This is a genomic window from Acinetobacter sp. YH12094 (assembly GCF_013419295.1).
In the GTDB taxonomy this organism is placed as follows: domain Bacteria; phylum Pseudomonadota; class Gammaproteobacteria; order Pseudomonadales; family Moraxellaceae; genus Acinetobacter; species Acinetobacter amyesii.
In genome coordinates, this window is the sequence record NZ_VPAK01000037.1 from 1 (window position 1) to 16,206 (window position 16,206).

Sequence of the window (16,206 nt, forward strand, 5' to 3'; positions counted from 1 at the left end):
AAAGTCGTTTGAATGATTTCTTCTTGGTCTACGTGCCATAAAATACTCCATATATTGATGTTTATAACATCATTTGAGGAGCAGAGTATCACTTATAGGAGTTGTTCAAATTTCCGGATCCATCTCTTTATGACTAAAACTGCGATACTTAAAGAAGATTTACCGAAACAAGACTTTTTTCTAGTTAAAGTAACTATACACTAAAAATAGGAATAATCAAGTTTTTTTATATATATATTTACCAAACTCATAAACAACCAAAAAATAGTAAAAAATATAATAAAATCATATTTTTATTGTAAATGTAACAATATAAGGTTAGTATATTAGGCTAGTAAGATTGATAAGTAATGAATGCGATTATATAGTTCTGTAATAACAATATTGATGTTTTTAATTTCGGGAATGATGATTTTTTCCCAGACACAAATCATATATCAACCACCAAATTTTACCGTTTTAAATATCTCTAGTTAGAGATATTTTATAAAAAACCGCCTAATAGGCGGTTTTTTTAATTTTTGAAGAAATAATAAATCTCTCTATTTAACATAAAATCTCTTATGCAAAATTCATCTGTTAGAAACCATTTAAAGTGTCTATATTCTCACCAATAAAAATGTCTAGTTTATGATGGTTTAAACATCATGGACTGGATATAAAATATAGATGCTGATCACTATGTCTGACAAAGAAATTCAACGTCTTGCAGTTCTGCAAGACGTTAGAGATCATCGTATTACCCAGGTCCGTGCTGCTGAAATCCTGAATCTTTCCACTCGTCAAATTACTCGGTTATTGCAGAAAAAATCGAATCTGACGCAAATTAAAAGCAAATTCGTCGGCAGTTGAAATGAGCAAGCCATGAATTAAAGGCAGCAATTCCTTTGCCGAGCACACCAATATTCAGCAGGGTGAATAGCCACCACTCTCCTAGACAAATTTCGTCTCTTCTTTTTGCATAGGAGAGCATTATGAGTGGACAACTATATATTCCAGAATTAAAAAATAGGTATGGGGGTTCATTGGTTGTTTATTTTAAACAGGCACAAAACTCATAACTCTACTCCTCATGCTCGAGATAAAGTTAATCCACCCCTAGCCCCTTAAACACAGCATCCACCGGATCTGCATAAAAGCTGGTCTGGAACTTGGTAAACAGTTCCACAGGAATCGTTGGGATATCTGCCGCACTACTCATTGGCAAAGCAACCTTCTTGGCACCAGCATCAAAAGCAACTTGCAGACATTCGGCAATACTTTCCACCGGAGTCACAGAGCCACCCAAGCTCATATCACCCAGTACCACCATCTGACTTTGTACCGATCGTCCTAACAGGCCAGAAGCGAAAGCCACTAAACTTGGCAAGGCAAGATGGCTGAGCGGCCCGGTATTCTGTAATTCAACCACATGTAAGTGGAAGTCATGTTCCAGCACCTTACTGCCACCCGATATTCTGGATGCATTGGCCTTGAAGTAATCAAAAGCAATTTTGACCTGTTCTTTGGCACTGCTTGAATTCCATAAGCCTGATGTCGCCAATTTTCCTGAACCTTTGGTGACTTGAAGTTCTAAGCGGTATAAGCCTGGCATGCCCTTATTACTGAGCCCGATGGTATATAAGAAACCTGGCTTGGCTGGACCTTCGGGAATCAGTCCGCCACCACCCTGCTCTTTGACTGAGACAAAATGTTCTTCTAAGGTATCATTATCGATATAGCTGAAATGCACATCATAGAATTCCATGCCACCAATTTTCTTCAGCTGCTCTTTGACACGACGGCGTACCTGTAGCGCATATTCCAGACACTGGCGTACATCTTCTTTATTAAACTGACCGTGTGGGTAGAGCAACTTCATCAATCCAGAAACCGTCTTGCGAACGGCGATCACATCACGCTGATTCAGGTTATTCCCTAGCTTGAAGTACTTCTCAATGGCATCCGCAAAACTACGCTTACGCATTTCCCGGAAGAATTCAGCCAGATAATCAACGATTAGACCATAACGGTTGGTGAAGAACTCCGGACGCATTTTTGGAATTTCCCAACCCGGGATATAGGCATGAAAGCGATCAAAGAATGCTGAATCAATCATGGCTTCAGGGAACGGCGCCAAGAGATGGCTGGTTTTAACCAGAGATTCCACACTTTGGTTGATATTACCCACAAAAACCATCGAAGCTGAGGCTTCCATCTGTTCACGACCACGGGCAAAAGATCCTGAGGCCATGTAGTCTTTCATGATCTGTACGCCATCTTTATCCTTAAAGGAAATACCGGCGACTTCATCAAAAGCTACCACATCCCATAAGCCCACCAGACCAATACGGCGACTACTCATGTTATAGAACAGGTTGGCGACAGTCGTTTGTCCACCGGAGACTAAAATACTATTCGGTGAACACTCTTTGTAAATATGGCTTTTCCCGGTACCGCGTGGTCCCAGTTCACAAACGTTATAGTTATTTTCAACGAACGGAACCATACGCGCTAATAGGTGCCATTGCACGTCCTCTTTTAACGAAGCTGGTTCCATGCCGATCGAACGGATTAAACTCTCCCGCCACTGATCAGTGCTTAATGCGGCGCGTCCGTTGAATAGCTCATCCATATTCATATTCGGCATTTGAATCGGCTTGAGTAAACTCACCCCAAATGGAGAACTAGTCTGTCCTTCTTCAAAATAATAACTGAGCGTAGCAATGACCCAGATACCACCAACAAGTAATTTTTCATACTCTTTGACGATGCCTGCCGAGATCTCAGCATCTTTGATGCCCAGATTACTAAAGGATGCTTCGTATTTATCCTTACGCTCATTCAACTTCACAGTAACCCGATCAATGACTTTATAGCTGCCGCGTTCACGAACCAGGGATTTCACCTTCTCAGCTTCATCCGGTCGGACATAATTCTCAGCCAGTACGGTCTTTACGTTACGTAGTCCCTGTTCAATGATCTCTGGATCATCCGAGGCACAGTACATCCCTAGCAGGTATTCGAGTACATAAACTGGGACATTGGCCCCCTCTTTGATCAGTTTGGTCAGATCCTTGCGTACCACCCGCCCGGCAAAGTGTTCATTCAGCAGCTGATCCAGTTCTTTATCGTTAGCAGATTCCATGTAGGCTACGCTCTATCGTTAATTCGTTATCAGAAGAAGTCATCGGTAAATGCCAGATCAATGGTGACCTTATAGCGCTGCATTTCGATATTCAGGTCTTTGTCCTTCAGTACCAGGAAGTAATCTTTCTTACGGTCAAAATCAGTACCGGACAATGACAGCCTGACCTGTTTAACCCGATCGGCAACAGAGTCGGTACTGCTATCAAAGGTCAAGGTTTCTTCACTAGATACTTTGATATCCCCATCATAAATGGCAATCGACAGGGTCACTGGCATGACCAGCTCACTGACAGCTTCAGTTTGCATCAAATCAAACTTCTGGATGTTATTGACCATTTTCAGCGTGGATTTGGTAGAAATGACCTCAACTTTACGCTTGGTCCGCTGTCCAGCCTTTTCACCACGCAGCTGTTTTACCGTTAGTACAGGCACTACGATTTCCTGAGGCATGATGCCGCCATGCACGAAACGTGAGCCTCCTACAAAATGGAAACGGTTCGCCCCTTTTGGAATCCAGAAATCAGTCGCAGATCGTGTGCCTGCCGTAGCTTGGGTTGAGCCTTTCCATGCTTCTTTGCTCTCTGGTAAACCATGCCCAATCACATAGCGTTTTTTGCTTTTCAATGTATTCGCAGGTTTTTCAGTCAAGCTTGAACGATCCGCAGATTCTAGTTTACTTTGCTGGAACAAGAAGCCATGGTCGGCTGTGATCAACAGGGTAGAAATATTGAAATGCATCAAGATTTTGCGGCTAAGTTCGGTCAGTTCTTCAATGGCATGTTCCACCGCCATAAAGGTTTCTGATTCTGTCGAGGCACTGTCTCCCCGAGCATCAATCACGTTGTGATAAACGTAAATCAAATCATGGTCTTTGAGTGCTTCACGGCCTTCATCACGCGACCAACCTTTTACCGTTTCAGCGGTAACCGCCAATCCATTATAGGCCGCCAGAATTTTGGATCGTGCTGCAGTCCCTTTGCTGGACTGTCCATCTACTAAAACATCATCCCCTGCGGCCTCTTTGTACTCCAAAGTCTGATGCGGCAACAACGAAGCCATGCCAAGTGTGGTGTAACTTGGGACAACACCCAGCTGTGAAGACAAGGTCGCTTCAGAATAACGCTTTTCATTGATACGATCACGCAGCTCTACTGCAGCTTCATAGCGGAAAGCATCACTGATAATTACCACAATACGGCGTTTAGTTGCAGAATTCAGCAAGGGTTTAACATGGGTATCATAGAAATTCTGCTGATTTGGGATATCTGCCATTTTCCAGACATTCAAGCGTTGCTCAGCTTCTACACGCTCGCCCCAGTTTCGTGCCAAGTGGTCAATAAACCAGTAGGAATAGCAATTTTCGACTTCTTCATCGAGTTTCTTCAGGATATCGACATGAGCGCGTTGAGAAGCAGCACTGTAGTGGCGATAGGCCATATCAAAGCGATACAACTCCTGCTCGTAGGCTTTATACAAGGCTTCGCTGGAGTCAAAATAGAAACCGGAATCAAACTGTAGTCGCAGGCTAAACAGGTCAATCGCTGCCTGCAACGCTGTATAGACGGTGCGATATTTACGGCGTGTCGCATCATCCTTATGTTTGGAAGCCCAATAGCCATCCAGACGGGTAGAAATAATCGTTCTGAAATGTTCCAGTTCAGCTTTGGCTGCTGCAGGGATATGACTGGCCAGATCAACAATGATCTTTTGTTCAATCACTTCAAAGGTCATGACATCGAGCAGCTGCTCCAGATCAAAGGCCCCGACCTTTTCTTGGATCCGCAGTGCATTGGCCACGGTCTGGGAGAGTGTATCGAAGGTTGGGTAGTATTTAGAACTGTCTCTCCAGCGCGACAAAAAGGCTCTGGCTGTTGCACGGGAGCTGACGGATGACATCACCAGTTCCTGAGCCCATAGCGGTATATCGCCCAGGCTTTCACAGAAACCCGTGGTCATTAAACGGATAAAGAACGTACCGAGCTTGAATGGTGCTTCCCCATTCAATTCTTCAACCGATGCTGGATAACCAATTTCCGCCTGTAATGCTGTGACTAAAGCTGGCACTAGTTGGAATTTTTCCAGTTCAGCAAAGGAGTCTGGATTCACTTCCAAATCCAGATTCTGCTGTACCATTTCATCTGCCAGTGCCAGAACGATATGCATCAGCTCGGCACTGTCGGCCTTGACCACAGCCGCAATCATGGCCATATCCAGATCCTGTTCATCTGCATCAGGCTGAATATAGCGTTTCAATGTACTCAGACGGGCTTTGGCTTTAAGGAATTCTTCACGTTTGGCCAGATGTTCTCTTAGACTCTGCTGCTGTAAACCGAGCTCATTGAAGATAATCGAGAAACGATCGGCATAGAAGCTACGCGAATAAAGCTTGATGTCCAGCAACCAGTCTTTTTCAGTTTCAGGCTCAGCACTTGGGAAATACAGCAAGTATTTACCCTGCTGATCCTCAAGTTCCAGTTTAAGCTTAATCGCAAGGCTGGATTCTTCTGCCATATTCAAAATTTGGACATCATTTAGCTCTAGGGCTTTGATTTCTTCAGTAAATGACTGTTCTGCATCGTACCAAAAGACAATTCGATGCTGTTCAGTATAAAAGGCTTGTTCCAGGCCTTGCTGAAGTTGACTTAAATTCATGCAACGACCTCATCAAGGTCTAGTGCCGGAGAAAAAGCATTCATCATTTCTCCCCCGTCACAGCTTTCACTTCAGCCAACAAGTCCCCAAACTTGCCGTAGTTCACTTTCACCCCATCATCCAGATCTAAGCTAATACGCTGATCGGCATAATGGCGTAGTTTTTCTTCAAAGCTACTGAGTTCAGCCTGTTGCTTATGCAGTTCCTGCAGTTTTTTCTCGATACGTTTGATTTCAGCCGCAGAGTCACTGTTTTCTTTGGCTGTTTCCAGAGAGTTGGCATAGGCAGCCATTTTAGAAATCAGCGGCATCACGTATTCGGTACGCATACGCGCCAAGGTACTTTCGTTATAGCGGTGCAAGTACACCAACGCCTGGAAAGCCCCCTGTTTACCACTGCTGAATAGCCAGTAGATCGGGCGCTTTTTATAGGTCTGCATGTGATCTTTATAGAACTTGCTGGCGAGATAACGGCGAATGGTGTCTTCAGCTGTTTCGTTGGCTTTTTTAGCCAAGCTTTCTGCAAGCCATTGCATATTGGCATCCAGTGTCTCTTTCCCCCAAACGGCGGTTAAGAACTCTTGAATACGGTGCGTTGCATCATCTTCAAACCAATGCATTTCAGTTAGTGGAATAATGCCATCCGTATCGGCTGGGAATGTTTGATAACGACTCGCATCAAAGTCTTGATTGCCTGCATGGGCATAGATCAGACCTGATTCATCCAGGCTATAACGTCCCATCATGCAGCCAAGTGCATAAGAGACTAAACGCTGGCTATCTTTTTCACGGTCGGCACGGGTCAGCGTGATTTGCGCATCTGGTACATCTGGAGTCAGTTCGTCCTGTAAACCATAAGCATCAATAAATAGCTTGTTGTTTTCTTCTTCCAGACGTTTCATTTCAGCGACGGCGTCAGCATTTTGCTGTTGCCAAGTTAAAAAGGCTTGTTCTAAATTAAGCTGCTGAGTACGAATAATTGGGTTTTGAGTAAAGTCCCATGAGGTTTCGTAAGAGTCCCAATCTAACTTAGCAGATGCAATAGTTTTTATAACATTATTATTGATCGTATTATTTTCAGTAATTAGTATCGGTAGTTTACTAATTTCATTACTTGTAAAACTCATTGATGGAGTAAGAATCTTTAAAATTTTATTTGCTAATTTAGAACAAAGAAATCCCATTAATATATTCTGTTGTTTAGGATCTTTTGTAAAAAGACATCTACCAGTATCATCAAATAAAAATCCTTTTTCACGTAATCGTATAGCAAATATACCAGAACTAATTTTATTGTATGTTAACCCTGGTTTAAAAAAATATGATTGATTTCTTACAGCAGAGCTACTATGTGATTTTATTGTTTCTCCATCATTTTCCCAATTAATTACAACTTCATTGTTACCATACCACTTTCTAAACCCACCTCCACTATTACATGGGTACCATTTTTTCAATGAATTAAAATCATTTCCATATCTTTTAAATTCAATATTATTTATCTCGACCTCATACCACATACGTTGAAAAGTAGGATTATCCCCAGTAGAAGTTCCTGCTTTTAATAAGGCATAGTCAGATAATGGGGTTGCTTCAAGGAAAATTTTATGTATTTTAAGGGTTGACCAATAAGCAATTGGACTGCCTGAAATATTTTTATAATCACTTTGTGTCAAGCTATCGAATCTGTTTAATTGCTTCTTTAAATAAATGTTTTTTTCATTTTGTTCAACATCAACTAATCTAAAGCAGATTGGTTTAAGACCATCTATAAAGCCTTTATGAATAATAAAGGCTACTGTTTGTACTACTTCACCAGAAATTTCAGAGAATGCTTTTGCTCCAAATTGAGCTAATGTATAAATAGAGCTTTCAGCTAATAATTGCTCTCTAAACACTTCGAAAGATGAACTAAATAGCCAACCCTGCATTGTGACCATACTATTAAAACCAGTATTCTTAGCATAATCAAACCCTCTCTTAATAAACATTGCAAAAAGATCTGTATTACTATTTAGAAAATGTAATTTAGCGAATTCCTTTAAAGATCTATTCATTTTAGATCCTCCCATATACGGCGGGTTCGCAATCACAGCATCATATTGTTTAGCGAGTAATTTAGCTTGCTGGACTAAAGGTAACAGTTCTTGTGCTGACTGCTGTGCAAAAATATCTCCTGATTCTACTGCTGTATTCAGCTTGGTTTCTAAGTCAGGTAGTTTCTTCGCAAATGCTGCAGGAATTTGAATTAAAGAACCAAAGGTCGAAGAGTGTTCAAATAAATCCAGTAACTCTTTTAAATCTGCCTTTTCGACACCTGTACTTGCCAAATCCTGACTGATCGCATCTAAACGTTCTGGCTGACTATCTTGCAGTGCAATAATATTCAGCTTCGGTGGATTGCTAAATAAACGGCGGTCATCCTCACGCGCTTTCATCAGCAGTGCAAAACTGGCCAACTGCGCGGCACGGGTATCAATATCAATCCCGTACAGGTTGTTTTCCAGAATCAAACGTGGAATATCACGGCTGCGGTAACCACGTTCTAAATAAATCGCTTTTAAGCAGTCATAAGCTTCCACCAGAATGTGCCCCGAACCACAGGCCGGATCGAGTACTGTAATGCTTTCAGGGTTTAAGGTATCGCCATCTTCACTAATCCGCACATCAATCAGTTGTTTCAGCTGTGCATTAACTTCATCACTTTGTTCCGCTGGCTGAATATAGTATTCCCATTCACTGGCAAGCGTACTATCAGGCTGTGCCATCAGCCATAAACGACCCACACTGTTCTGTACCAAATATTTTACAATCCAGTTTGGGGTAAATAGCTGTGTCGCGGCAGGAATGTCCTCACTCTTGACGACTTTACCAATCACCTGATCTTTCTTTTCAGAAATATAGAACTGATACAGCCAGCCAATAATCTGTACATCCGACCAATCTTCTTCCGGAATACTGGTCACTAAATCACGGATCAACGAATCGGTTTTAGTCAGGTTATCCGGTAACAGTAGTTCAGACTCATCAGAAACCTGTTCAAACAAGAGTGGCATGACCTGATTCAACGCATGACACTGCGCCAGTAACAATTCACGATAGAGTTCTTCGTCTTTATTGCCATCCAGCTTGAGTTCAGCCACACGGCTTGCATCTAAACCCGGTAACTCAATATCCAGACATTCTTCCAAAATCTGTGGCAAGCCTGCACTACCATCGGCACTACTGAGTACACGGCGACCATGATCCAGTAAGCCTTTGCATTCCATGTAACGAATCGCACAGAGACGGTTAAACCAGCTATAAGCGATATAATCAATCGTCTGCTCAAAACTGCTGGTTTGAATGCGTTTGATCAGCTTGTCACGTGATTTCATGACTGATAGCGGAAAAACCTGATCGCCAATCAGCAGCAAGTCGCCTTTCTGTTCTGCCGGTAAAATGCTGTCTGCGGTGATGCCATATTTGGCGGCCTGCTTGCGCATGGCTGCGATAAAATCATTTCGTGCTTGCGGTGCGTATTTTTTAATATTACTGGTATTCATCTTTAAACCTTTAATTAATGACTGATGTCGATATCCCTAACCCAAGTTAGCGGATACGCACACGCTTTTTATCACTCACAATTTTTTTCAATTCAGCTTTGAGTGCGTCTACAAACTGATCCACAGACTCTTCTGTTTCCAGGTAGACACTACTTGAACTTTTGCTGTAAATGCTGGCGACATCAACTTCGACAACAGGTTTCGGCGGCACTACGGCTGTCGCAGGCTGTACCGGACTCGCAGCAGGTGCTGATGTAGCTGGGCTGGAGGTGGTTGCAGTGTTGGTTACACTCTCTGCTTTGCTCTGAGCCAGTTGTGCCGCTTTGGCCTGACGTTGGATTTCCGCCTGAACTTCGCTTTCCAACTCATACAAGGCTTCATCAAAACGCTCGATGGCGGTTTGGGTTTGCAGCATATAGATGGTGGACAGGCTAGTTTCCACTTCAATATCCGTTTTCAGCAGTTGTAGTGGGCGTAATAGCTTGTTACTCAGCTCAGCTGTAGCGATGCCACTGTTTTTAATCTCGGCTTCTAACTGTTTGATCTTGTCATCAATGTGTTCTATCGCCTGATTGCGCTTCTCACTCAACAGTCGCTCATTGACGCTTTCCACAGTGCGAACCAAATCAGCGATTTTATTTAACAGGCCATAGGGCGATTCAAGAGTGGCAATACGATGTAATTCGGAGAGGGCTTTTTTTGCCACCTCATCACTGCCCAGCGCCTGTTTGTTTTTCTCAAAATGACGTAAGGCCTGTTGCAGTTGCTGCCAGCTCGGCATCTGGTTAGTGAAGAACTCATGAATATCACGATAATCTTCTTCCAGATCCAGATAGTCGTCCTTGTTCTCAACCACGGCCTTAAAGAAATCGAAGCTATCGCTATTCGCCAGCAGACGTTCCAAAGTCAGAATCGATTTTTCAATCACTTTCTTGCCCGGGAATTGCCCGACATCAGTTTTACTCTTATAGGACTTAAAGTTGGCTAACCAGTTTTTAAAATGTTGAGTATAAAATTCAAACAGCTCTTTTTCTGTCGCTGGTCCCATAGCCGAGAATAGGTCTTGGGTGAGTTGGCGTGCCTGTTTCAACACCTGATCATCAGTCTGGCGTTTTTTAATAATAGAAACATCACGGCGACGGCGGCTGTTTTGTAAAGGCTCAAAGGCATCTTTCAACTGTAAGCTGCCGCCATTTAACTGCAGAGAAATCCGCCCCATCGCAGCCAGCTGACCCACCAATAGTAAAATCTCGGCATCTGGCCAGCCATAAGGACGTTTGGCAAAACGATCCACCACATCTGACACCAGAATACGTTCGGTACCCGTTGCACGCAGCGAGATGTACTGTTCGACATCCTGTAGGGCTTTCGGATTGCTCTGCCCACCATCCAGTGACAGGCCTAACTGCGCCATATCATCGACAGTCAAGACGGCGTTCAGTTCACGCCAGGCATCCTGCTGATAGACTTGCAGATAGCTCAGTTTGGTATAGGTATTTTCCAGCAAATAACGACAAGCCTCATCCAGCTTGGTGGTTGGACTTGAAGATGAAAGTTGTAGATGTTGCCCCAAGGCATAACTTTCCGCGTCCAGCAGCATTTCTTCGACCCGGGCACGCAGACGTTTTTTACGCTCCTGATTCTCACGGCCACGGTCTGCCAGAATACGGGTGATATCCGATTGGGTACCATCATCATTTAAGCGGATGAATTTATTGGTTTTCAGCCAGGTGCGCAGTTCATTAAAGAACTGTTTATCGTCTGCCAGTTTAAACAGTACCTGCCCTTCGGCCTCGGCGCTCTTACCAATACAGAAAGCTTCTGTGTAGAGGTTATATTCCGTATCCAGTGGAGAAATGATTTCAACTTTCAAATCGCTCTCATACTTGCCATCCAGGCTATGACCATCCAGAAAACGTCCAATCTGATAGTCCATCTTATTGGCTTGATGGCGGTATTTGTTCTGATCGCGCAGTAAATCTTTAAAGATCAGATTGGCTAATTCTTTATTTTCTTCTGAAGCTGCTAAGTCTGTGGCTTTAATTTTGCGGGTGATATCGCGTTCTTCATTGGTCAGGAACAGGAACTCATCGCCATTCCTAGTAATCAGGCTCTCTTTTTCCAGACGCTGCAGGCTCTCTTCAATCCGCTTGCGCAATGCCAGCTTATCTTCATCAATTTTCTCAATCGACAAAGTCACCAGGTTATCCAAGGTACCTTTGATGATATCGACATAGCGGATCATGAACAGGGTACGCAGCATCTGCACATCAAAACCATCCAGGGTCTTATTCTGCTCTGCCTGGTCGATGGTACGCTTCACTGCTGTATCCAGAAATCCTTCCACTGAAGTATAGAAGCGGTGGAAAGGAACTAGGGCCCCGACTTCATCTGTGGCAATCGCGTTCGCGGCCATCTGGAACGCATCCAACATGGACCGTTCACCATAGGCCAAGTGTGCACCGGTCGCACCGACCTTACGGATTTCTTCAAAAACTTTCTGCACCAGCTGGAAATGGTACGGCGCAAAAGGATAGTTATTGATAAAGCTGTCTGGACCCTCATAGTTCTTGAGTGTTGGGCCTGAACGGTCAAAGGTGATCTGGTTTTTTAAGATATCGCCCTTTTGCTCAAACACTGATCTGAGCAGTGCTTCAGCTTCCGGGGTTTTACGTAATAAACGTTTCTGGATGACTTCATCGGTATTTGAACTGGACAGTGATAACCGGGTTTTAAAACGTCCAGCAATCTTGGAGAAGTCATTGGCTTTGGAAGAAGACATCTCACCTAGAACCGCGTCGATGTCTGCCTGTGAGGTCACGATAATCCAAGCGCGGCCTTTACAGATCGTACCCAGGTTTTCAGTAATGGTTTGCAGTGTCAGCATCAAGCGGGTATCGCTGCCAATAAACTGCCCCACTTCATCGACCAAGAACAACATGCGTTGCTGGGGTCCTTTGCTGTCCAGGTATTCTTTCACCCACTGACAGAAGTTTTCGACCGAAACACTAAAGGTCTGCTCAGAATCCTCAAACCACTTGTGTGCCGCTTCTGCTGATAAGTTGAGGGCTTGGGAAATTGCGGTTTCGACATCATCCTGATAGAACTGATAGCCGTCACGTTCTTCTAGCCAAGACATGCCGCTAGATTCTTCAAAAGCCTGTTTAAAGCGCTCATACACCCCTTTCTGGCTCAGGTGACGTTCCATATGTGCAATATGTGGATGATCGGCACTAAAACCCTGATATTCGTTAAACACGCGTAAAAACACATTCAGAATCGGATTACCATCATCATTGGAGCTGGCTTTACTGTCGATATTAAATAGGATGACATCGGCATGATGACTAACCGCTTTACCAATATCCGCACGGATAAACGCATCCCGGATTTTGCTTTCATCAAAGAATTCTGCAGCACTGCGTTCGTTACCTTCCGCGTCACGTGCCACTTTATTGGCCAGAATATACGACAAGGTTTTCAGGAAATGTGATTTACCTGAACCAAAGAAGCCCGAAATCCATACGCCGACACGGTTGGCAATCGAAGGATCGCTTAGGTCTGTGCCATAAGACTGGAAAAAGTCCCGAAAATGCTTTTCCAGTTCATTGGTGACCACATACTCATCGAGTTCCTGATAAACCGTAGTATTGTCATTCTGGTCTGCTTTTACGACCCCGTTAATCGCACGATCTAATGGCTTATAAAAAAGTTCTTTAATGTTCATCTCAATCAATTCCCCGGAATTCTTATTTCTATTTGCCGTGTTAAGGCACTAATCTGAATGCTCTGTAGTAATTATTGCTTGGAATTTTTCCAAATAAACTCATCGCTTGACCGTCGTAATAACCTGGGTAAAACAGCACCACTGGCTTATGCCCCAGTAACGAATGCAAACTGTTTAATAAGTGATGGGCACGTAACAGTGGCCAAACCGACCCAACCCCAGTCATCAACACAATATCTTGCGCATTGGTGGCATATTTACTCACCAGATACGGCGCGAACTTATCCATATGCAGTGGGCCCTTTAAGGCTTTGAGCAGCGCTTCATCGCCTTTGGCTTTTTGCATTTGAATGGCTTTATCGATGAAGTTACGCTCAGCCAGATAATCCACCACGGCTTGCAGCAGGTTGATATTCACCACCTTCAGCTGACTGTGTTTTTTCTCCAGCATCCCTTCGAGAAAATGCAAATATTCGCGCACTTTCAACTCATCTTCAGGCGCATAATCAAAAATCCAGAAGCCAATTTCATTGCCCAATCCTTGTCCAGTGAGAAACTCAGTGGAAAGAATTCGCTCTGGAATCTGGTTCAGACGCTCATGTATTGTTTGACTCATTGCTGCCCCTCTACAACTACCGCGTCCATAGCGACACTTCCATAGATCTTTTAATGCGTTGTTTATAATGTTCTTCCAACAGGCTACGCAGCTCTGCTCTGACGATCACGCGCTGCAACTCCAGCTTACGGGTACTTTTTAAGTAACCGGCTTCTGCCAGCATGCGAAACACCACCTGCCCCATTTTTTTCTTGCTGGACTCTTTCCAATCAAAGATATCCGGATCACGTTGTGAGCGTTCATCCAAAAAATCTGACCAGATATAACTGTCCAGGTATTGAGCCTGAGAGATATAGGCCTCTCTCATCACCGTTTCCATAAACTCAAGCAGCAACAGGTTGCGTTCCAATGCGCCACAAAAAGCCACCTGGGTCGCCAGCTCATCATCCCCATCACGTAGTGCTTTCCAGAAATCAGGCTCCAAGCGCTCCAGACGCTTACGAATAGCGGTGGCATTGCGTTGCGCCGAAGCCGCAGTTCTTTTTTGCAGAATATTGTCAATCTGAATGGCCTGATGCCATTGTTCTGGAGTCGCCTCTCGTAATAACAGATCCGCGATCAGCCGGCTTTCACGTACCATCAGTGAGCCACCAATTAGGTCACTGTCATAATGAAATTGTTCTAACATAGCCAATCTCCTATGAAGCTTGATCAAACAGGTAAGATGACAGCTTTTCGATATCTGAGCGTTGTAGTACCAAGGGATATTTCAAGGCATCATCCGCCTCAGCCAGCGTGATCGCGGCCTGATATCGCTGCAAAGTATAGTGAGCCAAGGCTTTTTTCACCGGAATCTGTAATCTGCCATCAGGCATGCCGAAGTCTTTTTCGACCAGCGCTTTTTGAGCTGCATTCAATTTTGGATTCGGGATCAGCGTCAGTACAATTTCTTCATGCCATTGCTGATCCTGAGCAGGGTCTACTGACTCAATCGCCATCACAACAGGTGTGCGATCAATTCTGGAGAGTAAAAAGTCCTTAAACTGCTTGCTCTGATGGCAATAGGCACGGACATGCCAGCGAAAACCGGTATACACCAGGGTGTGTGGGGAAATGATGCGTTCATGCCACTGCGGATTCTGCATCGAGGCATAAATCATTTTTAAAGTACTTTGGTTGCGGCAGGCACGCAAAACTTCCCGAATCACTTCAGGACGTACACTGCGATCAGGTAATTGAACTGCTGCAAGATTCGGTTCTGGCATCGCAATCAGGGCATGCGATTCACTGACCAAGCCCGAGAGCATATTGAGATATTCATTGATATGCGCTGTAGTCAGTACAGGCTGGAAGCTGGCTTTAGGCACATAGCCTTTTACGGAGGGGTCATGAATCAAGGCATCGGGGTTATACAGCGTATTGTAACGCTTGATATCCGCAGAAGCCTGCTGTCGACTCAGCCCAAACCAGCTCATCAAACGATTGGTAACCAAACGACCTTCCCAGTATGCAAGGAGTTCAATGGCTCTCATTCTGAGAAGGACTTCATGCTTATCTGTCGTCATATACCAATCAGTCAATAAATAGCAGTTTTAAGATTACCCTACAGCAAATATACAGTAAACATTTTTGACGGTATTTAAAGGTAGTATTGCAATCACCAGATAAAAAATATACTAGTATCCTGATGATAGCCGTCAAAGTACGATCTCTAGCAGATCATGGATCCTGGTATAGCGCGTGAATTGAGCTAAGTTTTAGAATGAGAGCAATATGGGTTTTAGATTTCGTAAAAGTATTAAATTATTCCCGGGTTTTAAAATTAATCTGACCCATAAAGGCATCAGCAGTGCCAGCATTGGCAAACCTGGTGCTTCTCTAAATATTGGAAAAAAAGGTACGCGAACCAGTGTCGGTATTCCAGGTACGGGACTATCTTACTCTAAACACCAGCCTTACTCTAAAAAGACCCGTGTTCCACAACCGACATCGCTAGAACACACGGAATATAATCCTCAGAATTTAGAACAACCGAAGACAAAGATCTGGCCTTGGATTATTTTTGGAATATTGTGTTTTATGGTGGGTGCCGTCATTTTTTAGCAAGAACAGCACTGTATTTTGATCAAAAAAAATGCCCAGATGGATGAATGGGCAAACTAAGGAATTAATATCCTTCAGAAACTCCAGCGCAATTCTCGCTACTTTCAGTAAGCGACTCTGGCTCAATCATGATAGTCTGACTCAATCGAATCGAGGTAAATCGATCCATCACAATTGGAGCAGAAATTATGCTTGAATACATTCTTGAATGATGCTGAAAAGTCTTTGAGTTTTAATTAATAAATAAGAGTATCCATGTCTACCCTCAACTTTACTTATTTTCAGATAGCAACCAATCGAGAGCACTCATTTTTACAATACCATTATAATTCGCTTCAGTCCCTATCGTGTCTAAGGTAAGCAAATACTTGGGATACGAATCAGAAATTTTCTGTAATGGACGTAACTCTCGGCTGAGTGTCTCCTCATTGAGCGTTTCTAATGCCACCTGATAATAAGTTAAATTCTGTAAAGTATCGACAGCAACAAAATCAA

General features: G+C 43.6%; 8 protein-coding genes and 2 pseudogenes. 2 read left to right on the forward strand and 8 right to left on the reverse strand.

Annotation, left to right across the window (positions count from 1 at the left end; translation table 11 throughout):
* Positions 1 to 669 precede the first annotated feature (669 nt).
* Positions 670 to 807: pseudogene (locus FTU34_RS16275) on the forward strand (helix-turn-helix domain-containing protein); the annotation flags it as partial.
* A 280-nt stretch (positions 808 to 1,087) separates the two neighbouring features.
* Here FTU34_RS16275 and brxL read toward each other — a convergent pair.
* The 7 genes from brxL to FTU34_RS16310 are packed head-to-tail and all read right to left on the reverse strand — an operon-like array spanning position 1,088 to position 15,173.
* Complete coding sequence (brxL, locus tag FTU34_RS16280) at positions 1,088 to 3,127, reverse strand: protease Lon-related BREX system protein BrxL (RefSeq protein WP_180036167.1); 2,040 nt, start codon at positions 3,125 to 3,127, stop codon at positions 1,088 to 1,090.
* A gap of 29 nt (positions 3,128 to 3,156) precedes the next feature.
* Positions 3,157 to 5,781 carry a BREX-1 system phosphatase PglZ type A gene (gene pglZ, locus FTU34_RS16285; RefSeq protein ID WP_180036168.1) on the reverse strand — a complete coding sequence of 875 codons (2,625 nt, stop codon included), beginning with the start codon at positions 5,779 to 5,781 and terminating at the stop codon, positions 3,157 to 3,159.
* 43 nt (positions 5,782 to 5,824) lie between these two features.
* Positions 5,825 to 9,325 carry a BREX-1 system adenine-specific DNA-methyltransferase PglX gene (gene pglX, locus FTU34_RS16290; RefSeq protein ID WP_180036169.1) on the reverse strand — a complete coding sequence of 1,167 codons (3,501 nt, stop codon included), beginning with the start codon at positions 9,323 to 9,325 and terminating at the stop codon, positions 5,825 to 5,827.
* 46 nt (positions 9,326 to 9,371) lie between these two features.
* Complete coding sequence (brxC, locus tag FTU34_RS16295; RefSeq protein WP_180036170.1) at positions 9,372 to 13,052, reverse strand: BREX system P-loop protein BrxC; 3,681 nt, start codon at positions 13,050 to 13,052, stop codon at positions 9,372 to 9,374.
* A 40-nt stretch (positions 13,053 to 13,092) separates the two neighbouring features.
* Complete coding sequence (locus FTU34_RS16300) at positions 13,093 to 13,668, reverse strand: DUF1788 domain-containing protein (protein WP_005403808.1); 576 nt, start codon at positions 13,666 to 13,668, stop codon at positions 13,093 to 13,095.
* 16 nt (positions 13,669 to 13,684) lie between these two features.
* Positions 13,685 to 14,296, reverse strand: coding sequence for a DUF1819 family protein (locus tag FTU34_RS16305; protein WP_180025626.1), 612 nt, complete (start codon positions 14,294 to 14,296; stop codon positions 13,685 to 13,687).
* A 10-nt stretch (positions 14,297 to 14,306) separates the two neighbouring features.
* Positions 14,307 to 15,173 (reverse strand): WYL domain-containing protein, encoded by an 867-nt coding sequence (locus FTU34_RS16310; RefSeq protein WP_152342638.1) that lies wholly within the window; start codon positions 15,171 to 15,173, stop codon positions 14,307 to 14,309.
* 208 nt (positions 15,174 to 15,381) lie between these two features.
* On the opposite strand from FTU34_RS16310, the gene FTU34_RS16315 reads away from it, so the two are divergent.
* Positions 15,382 to 15,711 (forward strand): DUF4236 domain-containing protein, encoded by a 330-nt coding sequence (locus tag FTU34_RS16315; protein WP_000506885.1) that lies wholly within the window; start codon positions 15,382 to 15,384, stop codon positions 15,709 to 15,711.
* A gap of 271 nt (positions 15,712 to 15,982) precedes the next feature.
* On the opposite strand, the pseudogene FTU34_RS16320 reads toward FTU34_RS16315, so the two are convergent.
* Positions 15,983 to 16,206 (reverse strand): annotated as a pseudogene (locus tag FTU34_RS16320) (ATPase); the annotation flags it as partial.

Bases quoted from the DNA above. Each gene is read 5' to 3' on its own strand.
- pglZ (WP_180036168.1), bottom strand. From the start codon at position 5,781: ATGAATTTAAGTCAACTTCAGCAAGGCCTGGAACAAGCCTTTTATACT.
- pglX (WP_180036169.1), bottom strand. From the start codon at position 9,325: ATGAATACCAGTAATATTAAAAAATACGCACCGCAAGCACGAAATGAT.
- FTU34_RS16315 (WP_000506885.1), top strand. From the start codon at position 15,382: ATGGGTTTTAGATTTCGTAAAAGTATTAAATTATTCCCGGGTTTTAAA.
- FTU34_RS16305 (WP_180025626.1), bottom strand. From the start codon at position 14,296: ATGTTAGAACAATTTCATTATGACAGTGACCTAATTGGTGGCTCACTG.
- FTU34_RS16310 (WP_152342638.1), bottom strand. From the start codon at position 15,173: ATGACGACAGATAAGCATGAAGTCCTTCTCAGAATGAGAGCCATTGAA.
- FTU34_RS16300 (WP_005403808.1), bottom strand. From the start codon at position 13,668: ATGAGTCAAACAATACATGAGCGTCTGAACCAGATTCCAGAGCGAATT.
- brxL (WP_180036167.1), bottom strand. From the start codon at position 3,127: ATGGAATCTGCTAACGATAAAGAACTGGATCAGCTGCTGAATGAACAC.
- brxC (WP_180036170.1), bottom strand. From the start codon at position 13,052: ATGAACATTAAAGAACTTTTTTATAAGCCATTAGATCGTGCGATTAAC.